General features: G+C 50.7%; 23 protein-coding genes. 13 read left to right on the top strand and 10 right to left on the bottom strand.

Annotation, left to right across the window (positions count from 1 at the left end):
* Positions 1-50: 50 nt before the first annotated feature.
* The 11 genes from BZG14_RS03105 to BZG14_RS03055 all read left to right on the top strand — a co-directional run bounded on the left by BZG14_RS03105 (position 51) and on the right by BZG14_RS03055 (position 12,179).
* Entirely contained in the window at positions 51-830 is a 780-nt protein-coding gene (locus BZG14_RS03105; RefSeq protein WP_077607957.1) for a Fic family protein, read from the top strand.
* Entirely contained in the window at positions 827-3,925 is a 3,099-nt protein-coding gene (locus BZG14_RS03100; RefSeq protein WP_077607956.1) for a type I restriction endonuclease subunit R, read from the top strand. Before BZG14_RS03105 ends, BZG14_RS03100 begins: the two co-directional genes overlap by 4 nt.
* Before the next feature lie 585 nt (positions 3,926-4,510).
* Positions 4,511-5,041: an REP-associated tyrosine transposase gene (locus BZG14_RS03095; protein ID WP_077607955.1), complete on the top strand. Its 531-nt coding sequence runs from the start codon at positions 4,511-4,513 to the stop codon at positions 5,039-5,041.
* Between the two features lie 148 nt (positions 5,042-5,189).
* Positions 5,190-5,441 carry a hypothetical protein gene (locus BZG14_RS03090; protein ID WP_131825163.1) on the top strand — a complete coding sequence of 84 codons (252 nt, stop codon included), beginning with the start codon at positions 5,190-5,192 and terminating at the stop codon, positions 5,439-5,441.
* A gap of 226 nt (positions 5,442-5,667) precedes the next feature.
* Positions 5,668-7,059: a diguanylate cyclase gene (locus BZG14_RS03085; RefSeq protein WP_077607953.1), complete on the top strand. Its 1,392-nt coding sequence runs from the start codon at positions 5,668-5,670 to the stop codon at positions 7,057-7,059.
* Between the two features lie 238 nt (positions 7,060-7,297).
* A complete protein-coding gene (locus BZG14_RS03080; protein ID WP_077607975.1) occupies positions 7,298-8,080 on the top strand; it encodes a DUF3450 domain-containing protein in 783 nt (260 codons plus the stop codon).
* Positions 8,077-9,426 (top strand): MotA/TolQ/ExbB proton channel family protein, encoded by a 1,350-nt coding sequence (locus tag BZG14_RS03075; protein WP_077607952.1) that lies wholly within the window; start codon positions 8,077-8,079, stop codon positions 9,424-9,426. The genes BZG14_RS03080 and BZG14_RS03075 overlap by 4 nt, the downstream gene beginning before the upstream one ends.
* Positions 9,423-9,971 (top strand): MotA/TolQ/ExbB proton channel family protein, encoded by a 549-nt coding sequence (locus BZG14_RS03070; protein ID WP_069360896.1) that lies wholly within the window; start codon positions 9,423-9,425, stop codon positions 9,969-9,971. Before BZG14_RS03075 ends, BZG14_RS03070 begins: the two co-directional genes overlap by 4 nt.
* The gene (locus tag BZG14_RS03065; protein ID WP_046075609.1) at positions 9,971-10,375 is read left to right on the top strand and encodes an ExbD/TolR family protein; all 405 of its coding nucleotides are present in this window, start codon (positions 9,971-9,973) and stop codon (positions 10,373-10,375) included. The genes BZG14_RS03070 and BZG14_RS03065 overlap by 1 nt, the downstream gene beginning before the upstream one ends.
* Positions 10,375-11,007, top strand: coding sequence for an energy transducer TonB (locus BZG14_RS03060; protein ID WP_077607951.1), 633 nt, complete (start codon positions 10,375-10,377; stop codon positions 11,005-11,007). The genes BZG14_RS03065 and BZG14_RS03060 overlap by 1 nt, the downstream gene beginning before the upstream one ends.
* On the top strand, positions 11,007-12,179 hold the full coding sequence (locus BZG14_RS03055; RefSeq protein ID WP_077607950.1) for a tetratricopeptide repeat protein: 1,173 nt from the start codon (positions 11,007-11,009) through the stop codon (positions 12,177-12,179). Before BZG14_RS03060 ends, BZG14_RS03055 begins: the two co-directional genes overlap by 1 nt.
* A 197-nt stretch (positions 12,180-12,376) precedes the next feature.
* On the opposite strand, the gene cspE is transcribed toward BZG14_RS03055, so the two are convergent.
* From cspE to BZG14_RS03035, 4 genes are all read right to left on the bottom strand, one after another.
* The gene (gene cspE, locus BZG14_RS03050; RefSeq protein WP_046075612.1) at positions 12,377-12,589 is read right to left on the bottom strand and encodes a transcription antiterminator/RNA stability regulator CspE; all 213 of its coding nucleotides are present in this window, start codon (positions 12,587-12,589) and stop codon (positions 12,377-12,379) included.
* 309 nt (positions 12,590-12,898) lie between these two features.
* Positions 12,899-14,893: a transketolase gene (gene tkt / locus BZG14_RS03045; RefSeq protein ID WP_077485108.1), complete on the bottom strand. Its 1,995-nt coding sequence runs from the start codon at positions 14,891-14,893 to the stop codon at positions 12,899-12,901.
* 98 nt (positions 14,894-14,991) lie between these two features.
* Positions 14,992-15,942 (bottom strand): transaldolase, encoded by a 951-nt coding sequence (gene tal / locus BZG14_RS03040; RefSeq protein WP_069360904.1) that lies wholly within the window; start codon positions 15,940-15,942, stop codon positions 14,992-14,994.
* 180 nt (positions 15,943-16,122) lie between these two features.
* A complete protein-coding gene (locus BZG14_RS03035; RefSeq protein WP_069360905.1) occupies positions 16,123-17,139 on the bottom strand; it encodes a sugar-binding transcriptional regulator in 1,017 nt (338 codons plus the stop codon).
* Between the two features lie 333 nt (positions 17,140-17,472).
* On the opposite strand from BZG14_RS03035, the gene BZG14_RS03030 reads away from it, so the two are divergent.
* Entirely contained in the window at positions 17,473-20,049 is a 2,577-nt protein-coding gene (locus BZG14_RS03030; protein ID WP_198532006.1) for an EAL domain-containing protein, read from the top strand.
* A 13-nt stretch (positions 20,050-20,062) separates the two neighbouring features.
* On the opposite strand, the gene murQ is transcribed toward BZG14_RS03030, so the two are convergent.
* Positions 20,063-20,977: an N-acetylmuramic acid 6-phosphate etherase gene (gene murQ / locus BZG14_RS03025; RefSeq protein ID WP_077485112.1), complete on the bottom strand. Its 915-nt coding sequence runs from the start codon at positions 20,975-20,977 to the stop codon at positions 20,063-20,065.
* 9 nt (positions 20,978-20,986) lie between these two features.
* Positions 20,987-22,099, bottom strand: a complete 1,113-nt coding sequence (locus BZG14_RS03020) for an anhydro-N-acetylmuramic acid kinase (protein ID WP_077485114.1) — start codon at positions 22,097-22,099, stop codon at positions 20,987-20,989.
* A 196-nt stretch (positions 22,100-22,295) separates the two neighbouring features.
* On the opposite strand from BZG14_RS03020, the gene nagZ reads away from it, so the two are divergent.
* Positions 22,296-23,300, top strand: coding sequence for a beta-N-acetylhexosaminidase (nagZ, locus tag BZG14_RS03015; RefSeq protein ID WP_077485116.1), 1,005 nt, complete (start codon positions 22,296-22,298; stop codon positions 23,298-23,300).
* Between the two features lie 104 nt (positions 23,301-23,404).
* Here nagZ and BZG14_RS15550 read toward each other — a convergent pair whose 3' ends face one another.
* The 4 genes from BZG14_RS15550 to deoD form a co-directional block, all read right to left on the bottom strand.
* Complete coding sequence (locus tag BZG14_RS15550) at positions 23,405-23,581, bottom strand: hypothetical protein (protein ID WP_155522544.1); 177 nt, start codon at positions 23,579-23,581, stop codon at positions 23,405-23,407.
* Positions 23,582-23,731: 150 nt separating this feature from the next.
* Positions 23,732-24,577: an HTH-type transcriptional regulator HdfR gene (gene hdfR / locus BZG14_RS03010; protein WP_069360910.1), complete on the bottom strand. Its 846-nt coding sequence runs from the start codon at positions 24,575-24,577 to the stop codon at positions 23,732-23,734.
* A gap of 79 nt (positions 24,578-24,656) precedes the next feature.
* A complete protein-coding gene (locus BZG14_RS03005; RefSeq protein ID WP_077607948.1) occupies positions 24,657-26,123 on the bottom strand; it encodes a lactate dehydrogenase in 1,467 nt (488 codons plus the stop codon).
* An 18-nt stretch (positions 26,124-26,141) separates the two neighbouring features.
* Positions 26,142-26,679 (bottom strand): purine-nucleoside phosphorylase (gene deoD, locus BZG14_RS03000; protein WP_108743509.1); only part of this gene is annotated, 538 nt, incomplete at its 5' end.

The following is a 26,679-nucleotide window of genomic DNA, read 5'->3' as shown; positions in this document are numbered from 1 at the left end:
ATACTCTGACCGAAGAGCAGATTACCGCCATTATTGAAGGTAAGCCGGTTATGGGTAGTGTGCGTGAACTGGCAGAGGTAAAAGGGGCGATAGCGGCCTATGAGGCTTTGCCGTCCTTCACGCCCAGCCACATTGAGGATTTATTGGCCGCGCATGGCTTAATGATGTCGGAGATATTGACCAACGCAGGCACGTTTCGCAACAAAGGGGTTGGTATTCACAAAGCCGGCGTGGTGCACCATGTCGCGCCGCCTGCCCAGCAAGTTTCGGGCCTGATGGCAGAGTTGGCACAATGGTTGGCTAATGCCAAAGACCACCCGTTGATCACTAGCAGTGTGTTTCACTACGAGTTTGAGTTTATCCATCCGTTTAGCGACGGTAATGGTCGCATGGGACGGCTATGGCAAACTCTGATTTTGTCTCAGTGGCATCCGCTTTTTTTATCGCTACCTTTAGAAAGCGTGATCAAAGACCACCAATCGCAATACTACCAAGCCCTAGAGCAGGCCGATGAACAAGCCGACAGCACGCCCTTTGCTCACTTTATGTTGTCGGTTATCGCGCAAACACTGACACAAAACGCCCCTGTAAGCGCCCCTGTAAACGCCCCTGTAAATGATATTGATGCGGTGGATATTCAAGGCTTGAAGACGCCGGAGGCCATCATCGCCCTACTAGCGGCCGATAACACGCTCACGCGGCCGCAGCTGGCCGAGCGGATCGGCAAAGACATTCGCACCATTGGTCGCGCCTTGGCCAAGTTACAGCAAGCGCAAAGGATTAAACGGGTCGGCTCTGATAAAGCCGGCCATTGGGAGGTTCAATCGTGACACATTACAACACCATCGCCGAAGCTAATCACTTTATTGTATTAAGCCAATATGACAAGGTGGGCCAGATAGCAGAAAGCTATCAGAGTGAAGACGCGCTAGAGCGCGAGCTCATTCAAGATCTTGTCAATCAAGGCTATGAATTCGTACCAGAATTAACCAATCCAGCCGCCATGCTCGCCAATGTGCGCGTGCAGCTGCAAACCCTGAACAATGTCGCCTTTTCAGACAGCGAGTGGCAGCGTTTTGTCGAAACCTATTTAGATAAGCCAAGCGACAACATTGTCGAGAAAACCCGTAAAATTCACGACGACTATATTCACGACTTCGTGTTTGATGATGGCCGTATTCAAAACATCTATCTGGTGGATAAAAAGCGCATTGCGCGAAACAAAGTTCAGGTCATCAAGCAGTTTGAGCAAACCGGCAGCCATGCCAATCGCTATGATGTCACTGTACTGGTAAATGGCCTGCCGCTGGTACAAATCGAGCTAAAAAAACGCGGAGTCGCCATTCGCGAAGCCTTTAATCAGGTGCATCGCTACAGCAAAGAGAGCTTCAACAGTGATAACTCGCTGTATAAGTATTTACAGCTTTTTGTGATTTCTAATGGTACAGACACACGCTATTTTGCCAACACGGTGAAGCGTAATAAAAACAGCTTTGACTTCACTATGAATTGGGCGCAATCCGATAATACCCTGATTAAAGATCTAAAAGACTTTACCGCCACCTTTTTCCAAAAAAATACGTTGTTAAATGTGCTTTTTCACTATTCGGTGCTTAACATTGACAATGCCTTATTGGTGATGCGCCCTTATCAAATTGCTGCCACTGAGCGCATCTTGTGGAAAATAAAAAGCTCGTATGAGAGGGAAGCTTGGGGGTCGCCTGAAGGCGGCGGCTATATATGGCATACCACGGGGTCGGGAAAAACCTTAACCAGTTTTAAGGCAGCACGTCTTGCCACAGAACTGGACTTTATCGATAAGGTATTCTTTGTAGTGGATCGTAACGACCTTGATTACCAGACTATGAAAGAATACCAGCGATTCTCACCGGAAAGTGTGAATGGCTCTGACAGCACTGCTGGTCTTAAACGTAATCTGGATAAAGATGATAACAAGATTATCGTCACTACTATCCAGAAGCTCAACAACCTTATGAAAACTGAGGGCAAGTTGCCTGTCTACAACCAGCAGGTTGTGTTTATTTTTGATGAATGCCACCGCAGCCAGTTTGGTGAAGCGCAAAAAAATCTGCAGAAAAAATTCAAGCGTTTTTACCAATTTGGTTTTACCGGCACACCAATTTTTCCGCAAAACGCCTTGGGCGCTGAAACCACCGCCAGCGTGTTTGGCTGTGCGCTGCATGAGTATATTATTACTGATGCGATCCGGGATGAGAAAGTGCTCAAATTCAAGGTTGACTACAACGACGTCCGGCCAAAATTTAAGGCCATAGAAACCGAGCAGGATGAGAAAAAGCTCAACGCAGCGGAAAACAAACAAGCCCTGCAGCATCCAGAGCGTATTCGCGAAATTTCACAGTATATTTTGCAACACTACCGACAAAAAACACACCGCTTGAATGGTAACAACCAAGGGTTTAATGCCATGTTTGCGGTGAGCAGTGTCGAGGCGGCTAAGCTCTACTACGAAACACTGAATGCGTTGCAAAAAGACAGTGATCGGCCATTAAAGATCGCGACAATTTTTTCGTATGCCGCCAATGAAGAGCAAGATGCGGTTGGTGATATTTTAGACGAAAGCTTTGATATGTCGGCCATGAACTCGAGTGCCAAGGAGTTTTTAAGCGCCGCAATTGCAGATTACAACGGATATTTTAAAACTACATATAGCGTCGATAGCAACGGCTTTCAAAACTATTACCGCGATCTTGCGAAACGGGTTAAAGCAAAAGAGATCGACCTGATTATTGTGGTGGGTATGTTCTTGACTGGTTTTGATGCGCCAACACTCAATACTTTGTTTGTGGATAAAAACTTGCGCTATCACGGTTTAATGCAGGCATTTTCACGCACTAATCGAATTTACGATGCCACTAAAGCGTTCGGTAATATCGTCACTTTCCGAGACCTAGAAAACGCGACTATCGATGCCATTACGCTATTTGGGAAGCAAAATAGCAGAAATATGGTGTTGGAAAAAAGTTATCAGGAGTACATGGAGGGCTTTACCGATGTGATCACCGGTAAAGCTAAACGCGGCTTCATGGAGGTGGTCTCCGATTTGGAGCAAAACTTCCCCGATCCGGCTGATATTGAAACAGAGAAAGAGAAAAAAGCCTTCGCCAAAGTGTTTGGTGAGTACTTGCGGGTCGAGAACTTGCTACAAAACTATGATGAATTTTCGAGCCTGAAAGCGCTGCAAAGTGTGGACACCAGTGATCCTGAAGCGGTCGAAGCGTTTAAGAGCGAGCATCATGTGGATGACGAGAAGCTGGCCGAGATGCAGACCATTCGCTTGCCGTCAGACCGTAGGCTGCAAGACTACCGCTCAGCCTACAATGACATTCGCGACTGGCAACGCCGCGAAAAAGCCGCGCAAAACCAATCTGAGTCAACCCTTGACTGGGATGATGTGGAGTTTGAGGTGGATTTGCTCAAGTCGCAAGAAATCAATCTCGATTACATTCTTGAGCTGATTTTTGAGCACAATAAAAAGACCAAAAGCAAAGCTGATTTGGTGGATGAAGTACGTAGGGTGATCCGTGCTAGTATCGGCAACCGTGCTAAGGAAAACTTAGTGGTTGACTTTATTAATCAAACCGATCTCGATCAGCTGGGTGAGAAAGCCAGCGTGATTGAAGCCTTCTTTAGCTTTGCACAAGCGGAGCAAATGCGTGAGGCGCAAGCGCTGATTGAGGAAGAAAACCTAAAACCCGAAGAGGCAAAGCGTTACATCACGACCTCACTCAAACGTGAATACGCTAGTGAGCAAGGTACGGAACTTAACAGCTTATTGCCTAAGATGAGCCCGTTAAACCCACAATACCTGACCAAGAAACAAACCGTCCTACAGAAGATTGCTGCGTTTGTTGATAAGTTTAAAGGCGTTAGCAGTAAAGTATGATTGTTAGCAGATAACTTTGATATGCATTCCCACGCAGGAGCGTGGGAACGAGAGAACGAATGGGCGCAGTTTATCACTGCTGCGGTTCACTTCGCAGTATTGACTGGATTTTATGACACCTCTGAGTGGTGATTTTGATGGCTTTGTGATCACTAGCAGGGGGATCAATTCGATATGCATTCCCACGCAGGAGCGTGGGAACGAGAGATGAAGCGGCTCACTGGCGTTATTCGAGTGCCAGAGATTACGAGGGCGCGTCGGGGCTGCTGGCGGTTTGTCGTGAGTGGTAGCGAGGTATGCATTCCCACGCAGGAGCGTGGGAACGAGATAAATTCTCTGAAAAAATTAATGCAGAGATTACGAGTGCGAACGCGAAACATGATGTTGTTACGAGTTACTCGAAATGGCAGGAAGTTGTAAGCTAATCGAGAGCGCATTCTGAATAAAGCGCCCTATGTTTGGGTTTGAGCGCTGTTCGCGCGTTCCCACGCTCCGGTGTGGGAGTGTATACGGAGTGTGAATAATGGGTAGAAGTCGTACCTCGTTCCCACGCTCCGGCGTGGTAATGCATATGGAGTGTGAGTCATGGGGAGAAGCCGCTACAAAATCACCGAGCCTCACTTACCGCACTTCGTGACCTTGACCGTACTGCACTGGATCCCTGTTTTTACTCGTCCCGACACCGTCAATATCTTGCTTGATGCGTTGCGTTTTTTAAGCAGAGATGGCCTTAATGTTTATGCTTGGGTGGTGCTAGAAAACCACTGTCATTTAGTGTTGCAAAGTCAGGCATTGGATCGTGATATCGCTCGACTGAAATCATGGACGGCGAGAAATCTGATTCAATACCTTGCTGAGCGCAACGTTAAGCAAATTTTGGATCAATTGGCGTTTTATAAAAAAGCCCACAAAGGTGACCGCGCTTATCAGTTTTGGCAGGAGGGTGTGCATCCTGAATTGATACAAAGCGACGCCATGATGTGGCAGAAAATCGACTACATTCATCAAAATCCGGTGAAGCGGGGCTATGTTGATGACGCAGCTCACTGGCGTTATTCGAGTGCCAGAGATTACGAGGGCGCGTCGGGGCTGCTGGCGGTTTGTCGCGAATGGTAGCAAGGTATGCATTCCCACGCGGGAGCGTGGGAACGAGAGGTGAAGTAGCTCACTGGCGTTATTCGAGTGCCAGAGATTACATGGACACGCCGGGGCTGCTGGCGGTTTGTCGCAAGTGGTAGCGAGGTATGCATTCCCACGCAGGAGCGTGGGAACGAGAAACGCCCCTGTAAATGCCTCTTTAAATGATATTAATGCGGTGGATATTCAAGGATTGAAGACGGCGGAGGCTATCATCGCCCTGCTAGTGGCCGATAAAACGCTCACGCGGCCGCAGCTGGCCGAGCGGATCGGCAAAGACATTCGCACCATTGGTCGCGCCTTGGCCAAGTTACAGCAAGCGCAAAGGATTAAACGGGTCGGCTCTGATAAAGTCGGCCATTGGGAGGTTCAATCGTGACACAATTGCTGCGTTTGTCGATAAGTTTAAAGGCGTTGGCGGAAAAGTATGATAGCTAGGAGATAACTTTGGTAGGCATTCCCACGCAGGAGCGTGGGAACGAGAGAAAGTTTCATCCCAGCGGAATGAGTACAAACTTAATATCTGTCTCATTAATCAGACTTTTAGTAGAAATATCCCTGTTGACTAGGCTATTATTTATATCTATTCATCGACATAATAAGACATGATGATGCCAGAGAAGTACTTTAATTCTACTCAGCTCTCTATGCTTTTTAGAGCTTTTGATAACTTAGATCAAGCGGTTCTCATTGCGAATGAGTCCCGAGAGATTATACACGTAAATCAAAGCTTTACTGATTGTTTTGGTTATAAGTACGATGAAGTGATAGGAAAACCAACGCAAATCCTTTATGCGAGTGAAAGTGATTTTCTTCGTGTCGGCCAAGTGATCGCCAACGCCCGCAGTGACAACCCTAACGAGACCTTTTACATCGATTGTGTCACTAAGTATGGTGACGTTTTTAAAGGTCGGTTAAACGGCGGTATCATTCGAAATGACGACGGCGTTAATGCGTTGTACGTTGGACTAATAACCGATGAAACGGTCAAACTCAAAGCAGAGTATGGGCTGAACAAACTCCACAGCGTTACATCTAATCGACAGCTATCATTTCGTGAGCGAACACTCGAGATCCTGGCATTAGGGTGCGAAATGTTCGGGCTGCCTATCGGTATTGTCAGTGAGATCATTGACGATGACTATATCGTGAAGCACGCCCATCACCCTGACGACGCGATTGAAGAGGGCACGGTGTTTGACTTGAAGGGCACTTACTGTAGTCATGTTTACAAAGCCAACGATGTGCAAGGCTTTCACCATGTCTCTTCCAGTGAAATAGCTGAGCATCCGTGCTTTAAAAACYTTGGCTTAGAAGCGTACCTAGGCGCACCGATTTTTGTCGACGGTCAACGTTACGGTACGGTCAACTTCTCGAGCGCGAGTCCCTGCCGTCCGTTTATTCGGCAAGATTATGAAATGATAAAACTATTTGCTGACTGGCTCGGGCATGAATTGGCCAGAATGAGGGATATCAGTGAATTAAAGCAAGCCAAGGAAGAAATCACGCGGTTAGCGAATACAGACTCACTCACGAGTCTTTATAGCCGTCGCTATGGTGATAAAGCGCTAAGACAAATAATAATGCAAGCTTTTGCGGATGAGCAGCCGCTGAGTATTGCACTGGTGGACTTTGATAACTTTAAAAACATCAACGACACATACGGGCACGATGTCGGTGATAAAGCGCTAACGATATTTGCTGACTTGGCAAGAGGCGAATGTCGAAAAAGTGATCTGGTAGCACGTTGGGGAGGTGAAGAGTTTTTACTCGCATTCCCTGGCTGTCATCGCCGTGAGGCTCACGAGGTGATGACGCGTATCGCCGATAAATTGAGAAAGGCAAACATTGAACAAGCCCCTGCTTTGTCGCTAACCGTGAGTGTCGGTTTAGCTCAATTAGAAAAAGAGGACTCGCTCCGCACACTATTAGTGAGGGCAGACAAGCTTATGTATGACGCCAAGCACCAAGGCCGTGACAGGATTTATGGTGGCTGATTGAGCTCGAGCATGTTGACCTGTTTGATGGTCGAGATACTGCTCACTCGCGAGGCACATGCGCTATCCCGCCTTGTTTCACCGTCAGCTCATCATGACTCGATATGGGCAATATTCCCGCGTTTCTAGGCCTGCTAGGCTAGATCTTTTCCGCCAAACTCGGTACATTACACGCAAATAGAAACTATTCTCACTTTTGTTTATGGCGCAAGCCATATCACCATGCATGTTTGTAGATATCACCATGATAAAATCGTCTTCATTTCGGCTCGTGCTRGGCGTTGCGTCCTGTTTGGCGTTTACGCCAGTAGTGAGTGCGGATCAACTCGAAAAAGCGCAAGCTATCGAGGGTAACACTACCCAAGAGGCCGCGCAGTCACAGTCACGGATTAATCGCCACTCTGATAGCAGCTTGGCCATGCGCCAAGAAATTGAGCAGCTGCAGGCACAGATTAGTAACCTGGAAATCTATCGCGATCACTTGCAAAACTTGGTGGTCAATCAGGATAAAGAGGCGACCAGCCTGCGGAATCAAATCGACGAGATCAAAGACACTCGCCAAGGCATCGTGCCGTTGATGTATCGCATGTTGGGTGGGCTCGAGCAGTGGCTTGCCAAGGATATTCCTCTTAAAGCCGACCAACGCCAAGCCCGTTTGCAAAAACTTAAGGCGATGATGGGCCGTGCCGATGTGGCGGACTCAGAGAAATTCCGTCGTATTCTCGAGGCGTATCAAATTGAGCGAGACTATGGCAGCAAGCTTGATGCCTATCAAGATACCGTTGTGCTTAATGGTCGAGATCACCAGGTGGATGTGTTGCACTTGGGTCGAATGTCGCTGGTGGCGCGTAGCTTAGATGGTCAGCAGCATTGGCTGTGGAGCGCCCGTGATGATCAGTGGGTCGCGCTGGATGCCAGTGTCGCGGAAGCGGTGGATAAGGCCTTTGCGGTGGCGCAAAAGCAAATGGCACCGTCGTTGTTATCTCTGCCATTGAGTGCTAATCAAGGGGTGAAGTYATGAGTTGGAAAACCCTTATTGTCGCAACCTGTTTTGCCGCGATGGCGCCTTTTACCCACGCCGATGATCTTGTCGAGCAAACCCAAAAGGCGCATCAGCAGGCGAGTGAGCATAACCAAGCGCGAGAAGCACAATTCGCGCTGACCGAGCGTGAATTGCGCGCGAAACTCAATCAGCTCAAAGCCACGCGCAATGCGTTAGAGGCGGAAACAGAGCAATTGAGTGACACCTTCAGCGATAACGAGGAACAACTGGCGTCTTTGGAAGATAAGCTGCGTTTGGAGTCGGGCAGTTTGGGTGAGTTGTTTGGTGTGGTGCGCCAAGCAAGTAAAACCATCCAGACCGACGGCGCGTCGAGTTATGTGGCGATCACTCAGCCTGCGTTTAATCAAACGGTGGCAGATATTGTGGCCGCGGATACCTTACCCTCGCTCAAGCAGCTTAATAGCCTGTGGCAGGGCATGCTCACGCAAATGCAAACCAGCGGTCAGCTGCAAACCCTTTCTTTACCTGTGGTGAATGCGCAAGGTGTATCGTCTGAGCAGTCGGTGGTGCGAGTGGGTAACCTTGGGCTGGTGAATGAGCAAGGGTATTTAAACTGGCAAGCTGAACGACAAGTGGCTGTCCCGTACCGGGCACAACCGGACAACACTTTAACATCAGCAAAGCTTGAACAAGCCATCGCCAACGTCGGTGAGACCGTGCTCGTCGATCCGTCACGTGGCACGTTACTTGGGCAGCTAGAAAATGCGCCAAGCTTGAGCGAACGCTTTGCGCAGGGTGGCTTCGTTGCCAAAGTGATCGCGACCCTATTGGCTGTCGGCTTGCTCATTGCGCTATACCGTGGGGCAGTCTTGCTCTCGGTTCACGCCAAAATGCATCGCCAGCTTAAACACCCAGAATCACCGGAGGATAATCCGCTTGGCCGTGTGCTGAAGGTCTATCATGATGCACCAAAGCGCGATGTGGAATCACTGGAGCTGCGTTTATTGGAAGCGGTGGTGGATGAACAGCAAGGCTGTGAAAAAGGCCTATCGATGCTGAAACTGCTTGCTGCATTGGCGCCGATGCTTGGCTTGCTGGGGACGGTGACCGGGATGATCGAGACCTTCCAGGTGATCACCCAGTTTGGTAATGGCGATCCGAAAGTGATGGCGGATGGCATCTCGATGGCTCTGGTCACCACAGTGCTTGGCTTGATTGCCGCCATTCCGCTACTGCTGGCGCATAACATCTTGAGTGGGCAAGCCGATCACATTCGTGGCATGTTGGAAAAACAAAGCATTAGCCTGGTGGCGGAACAAGCTGAAAACAGTGATCAGCGAGTGGAAACCGGACAAGCGGCATGATAGACGTGGCGTTATTTTCACAGCTTGGCCAGCAGGATATTTTGAGCACCTTGCGTCATTTTATGGCGCAAGGTGGGCCCGTGCTTTGGTGGTTAGGTGTGGTGGTAATGGTGTGCTGGGTGTTGGTGATTGAACGCCTGCTATATCTCTATTCACGATTCCCCGCACAACGTCGCGCGTGGATCGCCGCGTGGCAGGCGCGTACCGATCATCATTCTTGGCATGCACGCGCCATTCGCCAAGGCTGGTTGTTTCAAGCCCAACAGGATCTCGGCCGTTATCTTGGCTTTATTAAAGCCTTGGTGGCTATTTGCCCGATGTTGGGGCTGTTAGGCACGGTCACGGGGATGATTTCTGTGTTTGATGTCATGGCCAGTCAAGGCACCAGTGAGCCCCGTTTAATGGCCTCAGGTATTTCAATGGCAACCTTACCCACGATGGCAGGTATGGTGGCTGCCTTGGCCGGTATGTTTGCCCATGCCCGTTTAGTTAAAGCCTGTCAGCGTCGTGAAGTCGCGCTGGAGCAGGCGCTTCGGAGTCAGTAATGCGATTGATTCGAGCCCAAAAACAGCGCGAGGAAGCGCAGGTTGATTTAACCTCCATGTTGGACATTGTGTTCATCATGCTGATCTTTTTTATTGTTACCAGCTCCTTTGTGCGCGAGTCTGGCGTGGAAGTAAACCGCCCGGAAGCCAGCCACTCAACCAGTCAGAAAGAGGCGGGTATTTTTGTCGCGGTCACCGCCTCGAATGAGGTGTACATTGATAAGCGCCTTGTCGATGTGGAACGTGTCGAAGCGACGCTTGAGCATCTATTGCTCGATAAACCCGATGCTTCGCTGGTGATTCAAGCCGATGAGTTGGCGTACAACGGGACGGTGGTTGAAGTCATGGATGCGGCGAAAGGGGCCGGCATTGGCAGCATTGCGTTGGCCACGGAGTCGCCGTAATGAAGCGATGGCTAATCTCATTGCCGGCGGCGTTGGTGTTTACGCTTGGCCTGTTTATGTTGATGGCGCTGATGGTCGGACAATCGTCTCAGCGGCCTCAAGAGAAGGCTGAGTCGGTAAGCATTGATATTTTCATGCAAGAGCCGGATACCGAGGTACAACGTCGTCAACGCAGTGTCCCGGAGCGCCCGACACCGCCAGAGGTGCCTGATCCACCGACGCCGGTGACGCAAACGCAGACACAATCCAGCGCCGCGTCACAGCCGGATATGCCGAACTTGAATGTGCAAAGCAATATTCAAGGGGTGATGGTGCAAGCGCCGTCGCTCGGCGACTTAAATGTCAGCACCGGGCCGAACAACCAGCAGGCGATGCCGCTATTTCGGGTCGAGCCGAATTATCCGCCACGCGCCATGCGCCGCGGCCTAGAGGGATTCGTGGTGGTAAGCTTTACCATTAGTCCATCGGGACGCCCACAAGATTTGACCGTGGTTGATGCCAACCCGCCGCGCGTCTTTGAGCGAGAGGCGTTACGCGCGCTGCGTAAATGGAAGTATGAGCCGAAAGTGGTTAACGGAGAGGCCGTGGCTCAACCCGGTCAACAGGTGAAACTGGAGTTTAACTTACGCTAATGTTTAAACGACTCATTGTTACCTTCGTATTGGTCATTTCGCTGCCAGCCGCTGCGCAGCTTTCGCCATCGGTGGCACGCTCGATTGAAAAAGCACAAACGTTAGAGCAAGACGCCAAACTGGGTGAGGCGATTGCCGTGCTTGAAGCGCTGTCTGCTGAGCGCGCCTACGATAAGGCCTTTGTAAACCGGGCGTTGGGGGTGTTCTATTGGCAATATGGCAATAACGATAAGGCGATTGTCCATATTCAACGCGCGGTCGACAGTGAACAGCTCAAAGACGCGCAAGCCTGGCAAACCAAGCGCATGCTCGCTGATTTATTGTTGATTGATGGCCAGTATGCGTCGGCGCTGCAATACTACTATCCGTTGGCTCGCGCGATCCCCAAAGAAAAGACGGATCAAAGTGAAGATGTGTGGCTGCGCATTCTGCAGGCGCACTATCAGCGTGAACAGTGGAGTAAGGTATTAAGCGCCTATCCGGCGTATCAGGGCGTTGTGAAAAATAACACCAGTGTGTCGGCGCTGTCGTTGAAGTTGGGCGCGCAGCTACAACTCGAGCAATGGCGTGGGGCGACCCCGACGCTTAAAGCATTGTTGAAGCGCGAGCCTGAAAACAAGCAATGGTGGCGCCAATTGGCGGCCAACTATGTGCGCTTAGAGCAGCCAAAAGAGGCGATCAGCACCTATTTACTCGCCCAGCGTAAAGGGGTGGAGCTTGAACCCAGTGAGCAGCGCACGGTGGCGCAGCTGTATGCCAATGTCGGCGTGCCTGAACGGGCAGCGACGTGGCTCAAACGCTTGCCTGAGAACGAACAAGATGCGCAAACGCTCGCGCAGCAAGCAAGCCTATGGCAGCAAGCGCGGGAATGGCCTCAGGCTGTTTCAGCTTGGCAATTGGCGGCAAAAAAAGACCGTCAGTACCATTGGCAATTGGCGTTAATGCAAATTCAGCAAGGCGACTATCAGCAAGCACTTACTTCGCTTGATAAGGCGGGGAAAGGGGCGTCTGCCAAAGAGATAGCGCTGACAAAAGTGCGCGCCTACTACAAACTGAAGCAGTTTGACCAGGCCTTCAAGCAAGCACGTATTGCTAAAAAGATTGCCCCTGATGAGGCGGTAGAAAGCTGGTTAACGTTTTTGAAAAAACGTCAGCAAATGCACCGAGGCTGATTAAGTCACAGGTAGTGAGTGACCTTGGTCGGTTACTCTGATAAAAAGCCCCAGCTTGGTGAGACACCAGACAGCTGGGGCTTTTTGTGAAAATGTGTTGTGCCTATCGTTTGCCATTCGCCGTGTTGATCACGTTCGCCAAATGATAGGCACAAAAAAGGGCGCCTGAGCGCCCTCTATCAATTAGGTCTGGCTTCTTACGCTACAGTAACGTCAGACGCCTGTGGGCCTTTTTGGCCTTGCTCAACGGTGAAGTTCACACGCTGGCCTTCAGTTAGGGTTTTGAAACCTTCGCCAACGATCGCACGGAAGTGTACAAACACGTCTTTTTCGCCGTTGTCACGAGTGATGAAACCGAAACCTTTCTCTTCGTTAAACCACTTTACGATACCAGTTGCTTGATTAGACATAATCATTCTCTCTTAAATTACAAAAAATAGGATAGCTTTGAACGGAGTCGATGAAATGTCTAAAAGCGAAAGCGGGTAACGTTAGAAACTCTATAATATTGATAATAGCGTAGCTTATGTTGACTTTTACTTGATGTATCATTGATGCTCCATGTTCCAGAGCTGTGTTCACCATACAGCAATCCACTCACTTGTAAAGCGTTGTGAGTATTTTTATTCAACTTTGGATGAATGCCTTAACGGTGTGATGTAAAAAGGCCAGTCATCGCTGACTGGCCTTAGCTGAATTAACGTGCCGTGAAGGTGCGATTAAGCGAGCAACTCTTCAGCGGTGTTAACCACGTTTTCAACGGTAAAGCCGAACATTTTGAACAACTCGTCAGCTGGTGCTGACTCACCGAAGGTAGTCATACCGACAACACGGCCGTCGAGACCCACGTACTTGTACCAGTAATCGGCGATACCCGCTTCAATGGCAATACGTGCTGTCACGTCTGATGGCAGCACGGACTCGCGGTAGGCGGCGTCTTGCTTATCGAACAAGTCAGTGCTTGGCATAGAGACGACACGCACTTGTTTGCCGGCTTCGCTTAGTTTCGCGGCTGATTCCATCGCCAATTCGACTTCAGAGCCGGTCGCAATCAAGATCAGATCAGGCTTACCCGCTGCATCTTTTAGGATGTAGCCACCTTTAGCAATGTTAGCCAATTGTGCGTCATCGCGCTCTTGCTGAGCCAGGCCTTGGCGCGAGAACACCAGGGCACTTGGGCCGTCTTTACGCTCAACCGCTGCTTTCCACGCGACCGCAGATTCAACTTGGTCACACGGGCGCCACATGCTCATATTCGGCGTTTGGCGCAAAGTGGCCATTTGCTCAACCGGCTGGTGAGTTGGACCATCTTCACCCAGGCCAATCGAGTCGTGGGTATACACTTGAATGTTTTGCACCTTCATCAACGCGGCCATGCGCATCGCGTTACGGGCGTACTCCATAAAGATCAGGAAGGTGGCGCCGTAAGGTACAAACCCGCCATGCAGGGCAATACCGTTGATAATGGCGGTCATACCAAACTCACGCACACCGTAGTGCAGGTAGTTACCGCTAGCATCGTCTGCGCTGATCGCTTTCGAGCCTGACCACATGGTTAAGTTAGACGGTGCCAAGTCAGCAGAGCCACCGAGCAGTTCTGGCAGTAGCTTGCCAAATGCTTCTAACACGTTTTGTGACGCTTTACGCGATGCAATTTTGGCGGGGTTGGCCTGTAGATCTTTGATGAGCTTCTGGGTTTCGCTGTCCCAGTTGCTTGGCAGCTCACCCTTCATGCGACGAGTAAACTCAGCGGCTAGCTCTGGATACTGTGCTTGATAGGCAGCGAATTTCTCGTTCCACGCGGCTTCTTTGGCCGCACCGGCCTCTTTGGCGTCCCACTGTGCGTAAATATCTTGTGGGATCTCAAATGGGCCATGCTCCCAACCGAGGAATTCACGCGCAGCTTGTACTTCGTCATCACCCAGTGGCGCACCGTGGCAGTCATGGCTGCCTGCTTTGTTGGGTGAGCCGTAACCGATGGTGGTCTTGGTGCAGATCAATGTCGGCTTGCCAGTTTCTGCTTTTGCCGCTTCGATGGCCGCTTGAATGGCTGCCGAATCATGGCCGTCGACGGCAGGGATCACATGCCAGCCATAAGATTCAAAGCGTTTCGCGGTATCGTCAGAGAACCAACCTTCCACATGACCGTCGATAGAAATGCCGTTGTCATCCCAGAAAGCGATCAGTTTGCCCAAGCCTAGGGTGCCGGCGAGTGAGCATGCTTCGTGCGAGATGCCTTCCATCAAGCAGCCATCACCCAAGAATGCGTAGGTATGATGATCGACAATGTCATGGCCGTCGCGGTTAAATTGCGCCGCGAGCGATTTCTCTGCCACTGCCATACCCACGGCATTGGTAATGCCCTGGCCGAGAGGACCTGTGGTGGTTTCAATTCCCGGTGCGTAACCATATTCAGGGTGGCCTGGGGTATTCGAGTGCAATTGACGGAACTGTTTAAGATCGTCAATGGATACGCCATAGCCGGTCAGGTGCAGTAACGAATAAATCAGCATAGAGCCGTGGCCGTTTGACAGTACGAAACGGTCACGGTTGGCCCAATCTGGGTTTTGTGGGTTGTGGTTCATGTGGTCGCGCCACAAGACTTCGGCGATATCAGCCATGCCCATTGGGGCGCCTGGGTGACCAGATTTGGCCTTTTGCACACCGTCCATCGCAAGGGCGCGGATGGCGTTAGCTAGCATTTTGCGTTCCATGTGTTTACCTACAGGTTGAACAGGTGAAATAGGGTCAAACAGTATCATAAAAGCGGACTCAGCCGCTTTTATTGTGTTAAATCACGCTTTGTGTTGGATCACAGTTGTTCGCGAATCATATCTTCAAGCTTGCCTTGGTCAACCGCGAAATTGCGGATGCCTTCTGCGAGCTTCTCAACCGCCATCGCGTCTTGGTTGTGCTCCCATAAGAATTCGGCGTGGGTCATACGCGCTGGGCGTTGCTCGGTGGCTCCCGCGTCTTTGAGTTTCACAGGCACGTCACCGTCGGCGTCGCTCAGCTCTTGGAGAAGCTGTGGGCTGATGGTGAGACGATCGCAGCCAGCCAGCTCTAAAATCTCGCCCGTGTTACGGAAGCTCGCGCCCATCACGACGGTGTCGTAGCCGTGGGCTTTGTAGTAGTTGTAGATGGTGGTGACGGATTTAACACCTGGGTCTTCAGCCGCCTCGAAATCGCGGCCTTCTTTGGCTTTGTACCAATCCATGATGCGGCCCACAAACGGTGAAATCAGGTAAGCACCCGCTTCGGCACAGGCACGTGCTTGTGCGAATGAGAATAAGAGCGTCAGGTTACAGTTGATCCCTTCTTTTTCCAGGATTTCTGCAGCGCGGATGCCTTCCCAAGTTGACGCCAGTTTGATCAGAATGCGCTCGTTGCTGATCCCCGCTTCGTTGTACATGCTGATAAGCTTGCGCGCTTTAGCCACACTCGCGTCTGTGTCGTAAGACAAACGTGCATCTACCTCGGTAGAAATACGGCCAGGGATCACGTTGAGGATTTCTTTACCAATATTGACGGCGAGACGGTCACAGGTATCGGCAACCTGTTGGTCTGCGTCGCTGCTGTGTGATTTTGCATAAGCAATCGCTTCATCGATCAGCGGCGCATATTCTTTGATTTGCGCGGCTTTGAGGATCAGAGAAGGGTTGGTTGTGGCATCTTGCGGTTGGTATTTTTTAATCGCTTCGATGTCGCCTGTGTCAGCGACCACTGTGGTTAGGGCACGGAGTTGGTCCAGTTTGTTGCTCATCTTCACTCACCTTCTTTACGTGGTAGGCCCAGACGCCGTATGACGTGCTAACGCTTGCTCTGAATATGAACAGATGCAACGCGTCTGAGCAAATGATGTGACGATCTTTGAGTTTTTTACGTCACTTGTCAATTGTATTGCGACATAAAGAGAGTTAAGTCTCACTCTTTGGTCACGGATTTACTCATCCTGTTGAAACGTGAACGCTGCTTCATCGGGGGCAGGCTCAGACATGTTGAGCAGCGCCATTGCGCAGCTGGCACTGGTCGCCAACACATCAATCACCCCAGTGCGCAAAGCGCCGAGTATCGACAAGGCTTTACGACTTTCACTGGCCATGGCGATGACACTGGGAATACGTGCCAAGTCAGGCATGGCTAGCCCAACCACGCGCCCTCGCATCAAATTGTCGGTGGGTTGTCCGTCAAGGCGGAAAAAATCAAAGCCACCGATGTCTCCGACAATACCATGGTTAACACGTGCTTCAACAAATTCGCGTGCGGTAAAACAGCCTAATTTGACCATATGGCTATTTTCGTCCATATCGCCAATGCCGACCAGTGCAAACTCTGCCTTTCTCGCCTGATTCAAGGTTTCACTGATATTGGGGTGAGAGACAAACACTTGCTGGATTGACTCGTTATCGACGTAGGCGGGGGCATACAGAGTTTCACTGCTGCCACCAAATTTTTTGGCGAGACGCCGGCAAATATGATCCGCGTTAAAGGCATCACCACTTCGGTGGGTACCGCCGATCGCACAAACAAAGCGCGTTTGGCGATGAGAGACGACCCCTGGGTGATCAGCCACCGCCGCGACGTTTTGACCTTGCCCCACCGCGACTACCATGCCGTCGTTGAGGTTGCCATCTAAATAAGTGGAAACCAGGGTCGCGACTTGAGTGCGCTGCTCTTCGGGACTGGGTTGGTCGAGAGAAATTAATGCGCGTTTGAGATTAAATCGCGCCATGAGCCTTTGTTCTAATTGCGCGCTATGCACGGGATGAAACTTCACCGTGATTTCAACGATCCCTTCCTCGCGTGCTTTTCGGAGTAGACGGCTGACTTTGGGGCGACTTATTTTGTATTTGCGTGCGATCTCCTCTTGGGTCGCGCTTTGCTGGTAATACAGAATGGCGATTTCGGTCAGCAAATCTGTGTCTTCGTGAACGTTATCTGGGGACGTTGGCGTACTCATGGATGTTGGTCTCGCTCATCGATCGGATCAAACTCACCGCACACAGTACGGCTCACTGTAATGGGTCTCAGTGTATCGCGCTTATGATGATTGAACAAATGTTCCATTTTAAAACTTATGTTCATTTGTTTTGGCTTCTACGACGCGCTATGTAACCCTCTGATTAATCGTATAGGCAGCGTTTTTAAAGGCGTTCTGTTTGAAAAAGTAGCCATCACTATCTATTTTTATTACGTCCCGCCAGCATTCCGAGCAGATTAAATCGCAAGAAGTACAAGGGAAGGGGAGTAACCTCGGGCGGCAGACTCGTTTTTGGTTAAGGAGTGTATGTTTATGCACGCACTACAGTCTCGGCAGCCCCTTATTTGGGTGACGACCTTGTTCTCATTGGTGGTTGTATTGGCTGTCGGGTTTTGGATGACGAGTTTGAGCCGCACCACCGCCCCTGCGCAATCACTGGTCAGCACCGACTATAGTTATTTCATTGATGAGACCAACGGCCTCTCTCTTAACTATGTGTTGGATCATGCGCCGTTTACGCCAGCCGATAGCGCGCGTGACATTCCGTGGAAGCTGGCTTATCAAACCTATTGGATCAAGCTTGATTTTAATTATCGTGGCTTGGCTGAGCGCGACATTCATGTGCTCACCGATAACCCACTGATTGACTATTTGGACGCCTACCATATCTTGGATAGCGATCAGGTGCGCTCACAGATAAAAGCAGGGGATAAAACACCGGCACGCTTGAATCGCTTGCCAATGCCCGATTCTATTCCGATCAATTTACTCCCTGATCGCGACAACCAATTACTGCTCAAAGTCACCTCGAATGATATGGCGATCATGCCGTTAAGTGTGATGTCGCACCACGCGTTTGATCATCTGTCCAGATCGGTGCATTTGGTCTGGGGGGGATTTGTCACCTTTACGGTTATGGTGGCGCTGTATAGTGCTGGGGTGTATGTCTATAGCCGTCAACGCGTCTATCTCCTTTTTGTTCCCGTTGCCCTAATGAGTGCGATGCTCGTGAGCGTGAATCACGGTTTCAGTCGTTACTTTTTGCCAGATACGGTTCAAATAGTCATCAGTAACCACTTGGTTGCGTTGGCCGTTTGCTTACTCATGGCGGGATTGTGGTTTACTTATTATTTTTTAGACTTTGAGCGAAGTCGGCTTTATCAGCGTGCCAGATCACTGTTTTATATGACTTGTGGAGGGCTATTTGGCTTAGCTGTATTAAGTTTTATTACCCCGACGTATGTGTCACTGGCATTCGTTTTTATCGCGCAATTGCCAGTTTATGGCTTGCTAGCCTACTACCTATGGTTGCAATGGCAGCCGAGAAAGTCTTGGCTCTTTCTTTTTTCCATGAGCTGGATCCCCGCCATCATGGGTGGCGTGATGCTTTATGCCTTGATGCTCAATTACGTTGAATACAGCTTACTATCGCGTTATGCCCTGATGATGTTGCTGGGCATCACCATGATCTCGTTTACCTTGGCGTTGGCTGAGCGTTTCCGGTACCAACGGTTACAAGAAATGCAAGCGCTCACCTACGATACCTTAAGCTACTTACCGAATAATAATGTGTTACATATGATGATCGACGACTTGATCAGTCGGCATATGACTTTCAATTTATATTGTCTCTCGGTAGATAATTATACCAGCCTCTTACCGTATTTAGATGAGCACACCCGAGAGGAATACATCACCGCGATTGCGGAGCGTATCAGTGATGTCCTGGCTGCACCGCCTGTGATCTTTATAAAAACGGACACTGACATGCCAGCTTATCGCTTGGGCTGCTTAAAAGAAGGTGTATTTGCTTTTTTTATGGATGATGCTGACAGCGCAGCCTGTGATCGTATCATCGATGCCCTGATTAAAGAGTTAAATGGTGCATTGTGTGTTGGTGGGTTTGTCACACAAGTGAGAGTCCGGATTGGTGCTTGTCACTACCCCACCGATGGTGATCATCCGAGCTTATTAATCAGCCGTGCCCTAAGCGCTATTGCTCAACACCAGTCACTCACTACTCACTATGCACGCTTTAACTCCGACGAGCAGCGACATCATCAACTGCATGTTTCACTCGTGACCGATTTAAGAGACGCCATCGGGAATGATCAGCTCGAGCTTTATCATCAACCGCAGATTGACTTGCGCACCGGCTCTATCCATGGTTCGGAAGTCTTAGCGCGCTGGACGCACCCTGAGTATGGGCAAATATCGCCTGAAGTCTTTGTGCAAATGGCGGAAGATGTTGGGATCATTAATAATCTTACTTTATGGGTGATGAAACGCGCGTTTCAACAACAAGCGCAGCTTATCCGTAACGGCCATTGYCGCCGCCTTTCCATCAATATCAGTGCGTCTGATATTTATATCCCCGACTTAGCCAATCGTGTGGTTGAGCTGGCGCACCGATATCATATACCGACAAACCTCATCTCGTTGGAACTGACAGAATCAGTGATGGTCGAGGACTATAACTGGCTGAAACAACTGATTTCAGCACTGTCTGCCAGTGGGATTGAAGTATCGATCGATGATTACGGCACGGGCTATTCCTCGTTGTATTTCCTTTCTCAACTCCCATTCACTGAGCTCAAAATTGATCGCAGTTTTGTGCGAGATCTGCACAAGAGCGGCCGTCATCAAAGCATTGTTCGCGCCACCACAGACATGGCCCGCTCACTAGGGGTAATGGTTGTTGCTGAGGGCGTGGAAACAGAGGAAGCGGAGGCCCTGTTACGCCGGTATGGCGTCGATGTGTCACAAGGCTATTATTACTCTCGCCCGCTTCCGTTCCAACAATATCAGGCTTATGTTGAGCGCATGGACAGTGTGCAACCGACGGCGATATTGCAAGAGAAAAGCCTGCGCTCCTCCTCAGATGGATAAGGCTTGTCGAGTATTACCCTAACGCCAGCGCATCACGCAGGTGCCCATTGGCCTGCTGAAGGCGTTGCCGGGCTGTAGCGGGATCCTGGTCGGCCAAGATCATCAAGATCGCGACTTTTACTTCGCCATCAGCGCGTGAAAGGGCATGTGTCGCGGTATCTTCTTCACACCCTGTCGCTTCCATCACGATCAACGTTGAACGGGTCGCCAGTTTATCGTTGCTAGCTTTTACATCGACCATCAAATTTTGATAGCACTTGCCTGTCTTTATCATCGCGGCGGTGCTTAGCATATTTAATACCATTTTTTGCGCCGTACCTGATTTCATTCGGGTTGAGCCCGTGAGCGCTTCGGGGCCAACCTCGGGTGTAATGGCAATCTGGGCGTGGGTGTTGATCGCCGCATGGGGATTACATGACAGCGCGACCGTCACCGCGTCGATTTTCTGGGCATAATCGAGTGCACCGAGGACATAAGGGGTGCGACCACTGGCGGCGATGCCGACCACTACATCCTTCGCGGTGAGGTGTTGCGCGACCAAATCCGATTTACCCGCATCAGGGTTATCTTCGGCACCTTCTTGGGCAACGAACATGGCAGGTTCGCCACCGGCAATCAGTCCTATGACCTGCTGATTATTAACCCCAAAGGTGGGCGGGCATTCCACGGCGTCAAGCACGCCAAGTCGACCACTGGTTCCCGCCCCGATGTAGATAAGACGGCCGCCTTGGTTAAAGCTTGCCGCAATCGCATCGACCGCGTTGGCAATCGCAGGGAGCTGCGTCTGCACGGCGGCGGCGACTCCTTTATCTTCTGCGTTAATCATCGCCACCAAGCCCAGTGTGTCTTGTTGGTCGATCGTCAGTGTATGCGGGTTGCGTGTTTCTGAGAGTAAGCCTTTTAGCTGATCGACGCTGGGGGCTGACATAATCGTTCCTCAGTAAGGTAGATAAATGGCACCAAGGCAACAGGCTTGCGTTGCGCCCGTCACGGCGGGCACGTTGCCTGGTTGGTGATTAAGGGTTTGTCTGGCTAGCCAAGCAAAGGCAATAGCTTCCATATCGTCGCAACTGATCCCGGCATCGTCAGTTTGTGCAATCGACCATTGCGGAAGTGCCTGTTGTAGCGCATGCATCAATGCTTGATTGTGCGCGCCACCGCCACACACGAAGACGCGGCCACGTTCTAATGGACGAATGGCTAATGCAATACTTTCGGCGGTCAATGCCAGCAAGGTCGCTTGCACTTGGTCTGGAGAGAGTGAAAACGCGAGCAGTTGGCGATCGAGCCAGTCAAGATTGAAGTATTCCCGCCCGGTACTTTTGGGGGCGGGACGTGAGAAGTAGGCGTCAGACAACAGGCGGTTGAGTAAGGGTTGATACGCGCAGCTGGTGGCTGCCCACTCGCCATCTTTATCATAGGCTTGATGGCGGTGACGCTGCGTCCAGGCATCCATCAACATATTCCCAGGGCCCGTATCAAAGCCATACAAGGGGCGGTCAGGGCAAATCATCGATACGTTGGCAATACCGCCGATATTCACCACCGCGGTGGCTTGTTCGCTATCAGCAAAGTAATCATTGTGAAAGGCGGGCACCAAAGGCGCGCCTTGGCCGCCATACGCCATGTCTTTGCGCCTAAAATCAGCGACGGTGGTAATGCCGGTTCGCGCTGCAATCACATTGGCGTCGCCAAGCTGCATGGTGAATGGATAATCACCGCTGGGTTGGTGATAGACGGTTTGACCATGACAACCGACGGCGGCGACATGCTTGGGCCGTAATGCTGCTTGTTCAAGTAAGGTATTGATAGCATTGGCATAACATTCCCCTAAACGACGATCGAGTTCACCCAAAGCTTTGACCGACATCGGATGGCCTCGGCTCAAGGTAATCACCGTGGTTTTAATATCTTGGGGAAGCGGATCGCTGTGGCGGGCGATAGACTCCACGTAACCGGCGTGAGTAAACCTTACAGCGACGACATCGATACTATCTAAGCTCGTCCCTGACATGACACCTATATAGATATCGGCGGCGGGCTGTGACATCGGGTGTTTCCTTACGTTAGTCAAACAATAAGATGGCGATGAGGTAAAACGCACTGAGTATAAACAGATTGCGATACGTGGCAAAGTGCTTGATTATGCGTCTGTGATACTGACATCTTATCAGTCGGTAAGACATGATGGTGGAGAATACCGAGCATGGTTGTCAGTGGGTTGACAAGCGTATGAAGGAGAAACAATGGGACCGGTTTGGCTGGATGTGCATGCAGAGCAGCTCGATAACGAAGAAAAAGAAATCTTGGCCCACCCGAGTGTTGGCGGCGTCATTTTATTTGCGCGCAACTATTACGATTCAGAGCAGCTTCGTGCACTAACGCAATCGATTCGTGTTGCGGCTGGGCGTGAGATCTTAATTGGCGTCGACCAAGAGGGCGGACGTGTTCAGCGATTTCGCGACGCGTTTACGCCCATCCCCGCCGCGCAGTCATATGGTGCGTTGAGCGCCAGTCCAGCGCTGGCGGAGCAGGCGGGTTGGATAATGGCAATGGAGCTGATCGCCCATGGGATTGATCTTAGCTTTGCACCTGTGCTGGATTTAGGGTTTGGGTGTGCGGCAATCAAAGACCGCGCCTTTGGCGCAACACATCAAGCTATCACCGACTATGCCGGCGCCTTTGCTAAGGGGATGCGCCTGGCGGGCATGGCCACGACAGGGAAACATTTTCCGGGACACGGAGGGGTGAAAGAAGACTCGCACTTAGTGACACCTGAGGACACGCGCGATATTTTGCACTCAGACGATTTTGCGATTTTCCAATCGTTTATTGAGCAGGGGCTCGTGGATGCGATGATGCCTGCGCATGTGATTTACCCACAACATGATGCCTTGCCTGCGAGCGGCTCGCCATACTGGCTTAGCCAGATTTTGCGCCAACAGCTTGGGTTTAAAGGGATTATTTTCTCGGATGATTTAAGTATGGGCGGTGCGCATTTGTTCGGTGACGCGCCCGCGCGTGCCAAAGCGGCGCTTGATGCGGGATGCGACATGGCCTTGATATGCAATGATCGTCACAGTGCGGTGTCGGTGCTCGACGCGTTGCCGATTCAGTCGGTTACTGCGGCTGACAGGTTGCGGGTGCGCCAAACCGTGGATTGGCAACGCTTACAGCAAGATCCGCGTTGGCAGCTAGCACAGCGTGCGATTAAACGACACGCAGCAGAGTGGCAAGCGCAACAAGCCTGAGTGAGTGCTCCAGTGTCTAAAAACCACAACAAAAAGGCAACGCGATACCGTTGCCTTTATCCTATCAATGACCAGTGCTTCATGCCGCGAGCCTTACCTCGCGATTAGCGATCCTCTCCAAAATAACTGTCGTCGTATTGAGAGCGTTGCGCGCGTTTGTTATGGCGCTTCTTGTCTTTTTTGCCGCGTGGCATATCGTCATCAAAATCGTCGTGGTGGCGAGATTTAAACTTCTCTTTTTGTTGCGAGCCGTGTTTTAACCATTGATCCCACTGTGCCATGGTGGTGTTTTCCTAACGCTTGTTGATTGTCAGTGCTATGTGTAGCCGAAGTGTTAGACACATAATGTTTGCCTAACGATTCTAAGATAGCCTAAAAATTGACCGTCGACTAGTGAAATAGGCGTGAATTTAGCGATTTTTTCTGTGCCCTTATAACTGACCGGCGGATGATACTAAATCATTGATTAGGTTGCTTTTATCACTATTGGTTAGCCAGGTAAGGTAAAGAGGATGGGTCAACATATGGCCGTGGTCAATCAGGTGGAGTTGTCCATTGTCGAGATAAGGATGAACCGCTAATGACGGTAGAAACGCGACGCCACCGTGTACGAGTAAATAGTTTAATGCGAGTTGGCATGACTGGGTGTGTAACACAGGTGAACGTTGCAGGGACGCAATTTGGCTTTGCTCGAGCGAAAAGCGAGTGCCCCAATCGAGATAGATCAGGGGGAGGGTCTCGCTCGTGTCCAGCGTGAGCCCCGGTATATGGCTGACTAACTGAAGTTGGTAATCGCCTAAGTGATGCGATTGTAATCCTTCAAGCTTAGGCAGCTCTGAGGTCAACCCGGCATCAATACGTTTTTCAATCAAATGGCGTGCTAGCAACTGGGCTGGCGTCGATTCGGTACGGATCAACCAGTCTCCGTGTGCCGCACAGACGCGGTTTACCCATGCGCTGACGCCATCGAGTTCCCACAGCATCGGGGAGGCGGCTAGCGTCAGTTGCGCGCTCGCGTGGTGCATCGCACTGACGTCCTGTTGGGCGCGCTGCCAGGTTTGCAGCATGGTTTCAGCGTAAGGAAGTAATCGCTCCCCCGCATCGGTCAGACGAACATTATTGCGCTGACGAATAAACAGGGATGTATTCAGCTGCGTTTCGAGTTGTCGAATGCGAAAGCTCACAGCGGACTGGGTCAGGTAAAGGTTGTCCGCTGCACGACCGAAGTGACGTGTCTTGCTGACTTCAATAAATGTGCGCAGGAGTTGAATGTCCAATGGCGGTTTCCTTCTCGGCGATATTGGGCATTTAGGCAAAAAACCTCGATGCACGTCAAGTGAATGCGCGCGATATCAATCAGAGCATCAGATCCGCCAAGGTCAAAGGGCGTTCGGTCAAGCCAAGCCGTTGGGCTGGGGTGAGATGCGCGCGGTCTTGCCAACATAAGTTGTGCCATGCGCGATAGATATCAAGCAAGGGTAGCAGTCCACCCGGGCGCAGTCGGCGTCTCGGCTCATTGACCAACAGTGAAAACTGCTGGTGGAAGTGCTGTTGATATTTTTTTAATGCATCACAGCTTGCATGGGTTAACCAATAGGCCTCTTGACCTTTGTTTTGGCCATGATCGCAGATCGCCTTAGCGCCGTCGCCACGGCGAGTAAAGGCCCAACGGTYACGCCACCAGCTTAGCAAAACGATATCAATTTTTTCTGGCTCTGATCCGGGCTGCCAACCGGCATCTTGCTCGACGTATACATGGCTGACGCGCTTATCGCGAATATCGGCCTCAAAAACGGAGAGGCAAGCGGAGCGCAATAAAGGCTCTTGTGGCGAAAACACCACAATTTGCTGCCAATGTTCGATTAACGGCTTGAGGTTGAGGTAGTGTGCATACGTGGTGTATTGAGRGCGGATCAGCGTGCCGCGATTAGGATAAATAAAATGCAGTGGCTGCGTATAAGGATCTTCGACATTCGAGCGGGCAAAGACATCGCGGTATTTGGCATCAACCCGACCCAATAATCCTTCTGGCCGTGCCACTGTTTCTTGCGGCTGACCCGCACTGTGCGTCGACATAAACCGACAATCAGGTTGGTAAGGGTCATGGTGTGTGGTCAAGTGGTGATGGTCATCCGCATGATAATTCACATCTTGCTGCAGCACGTAGCCACTATGCGCTTCACCCGTTGCTAGCCATTGCACGCCATTGTCGCTCTTGGGCTGCAATGCGGTGTGGACACTGGCTAGGTGACCGGTTGAGGTATCAGCTAAAAACCGACTATCGTAAGCGGCAAGCTTTTGTCGGCAACGTGCGGCTATTTGGTTAAGATGATCGTAGAAGGTTTTCGGATTCAGCGACAGCCGCCGGCAGATGTCACGCACTGTGTGGCCAGTAAAAAGAAAGGCCAACAGTTTTTGCTGTAACTCACTTTTTTTGTTGATCCCAGACCAGCGATCGACAAAGGTGCTTTGGCAGCTTTTGCAACGATAGCGTTGACGATCGCCACTATAGCCGAACGCATGATAACAATGCCGATGCGTGAGCACGGGTTTGCCTAAATGTTCACATTCTGGGTTGGTGCAGGCACACAAGCCATCGGCATGAAGTTGGCGCTGAGTAATTAGCTCAGCGTGAACATCATGGTTATTTAACAGTGGAGGAAACGCGCCACACTCACGGCACACCAAGGTTGGTCGTGCTGGATTGGTGTGCTGAACCAAGTAATCTTGCTCATCCTTTGACCCAAAATTCGGGCAGGTGAGGGTTTTACAGAAGTTCAGCTGTAAATCACCGGCCGCGAGGGGCAGTTTACCGCTAGACACGTTTCCTCCGACCAACACTTACAGGTTGATTGCGGTTTCTAGCGAAACAGTCATCATCTCGTTAAATGATTTTTGACGTTCATCTGAGCTAAGTGCTTCACCGCGAATAATATGATCAGACACAGTCAGGATGGTCAGTGCACGAGCGCCCAGCTCTGCAGCGACACCATAGATACCGGCCGCTTCCATATCCACCGCCAGAATACCTAGGTTATCCATTTTGTTGAACAAATCAGCTTCTGGGCTGTAGAACAGATCGGCAGAGAAGATGTTCCCGACACGCACGGCAACATTCTGCTTACGTGCTTCACCGACTGCTGTTTCAAGCAGGTGGTARTCTGAGATCGCTGCAAAGTCGTGACCCCCAAAGCGTGTACGGTTGACTTTCGCATCCGTGGACGCACCTTGTGCGATGATGACATCCATCAGCTTGACATCGTCTTTAACCGCACCACAGCTGCCGACGCGGATCACGTTTTTAACACCGTAATCTTTGATCAACTCATGGACGTAGATTGAGCAAGATGGGATCCCCATGCCGTGACCCATGACAGAC

The organism is Salinivibrio sp. IB282 (assembly GCF_001995685.1).
GTDB lineage: Bacteria > Pseudomonadota > Gammaproteobacteria > Enterobacterales > Vibrionaceae > Salinivibrio > Salinivibrio kushneri.
This window is presented reverse-complemented; position numbering and strand designations above follow the sequence as displayed.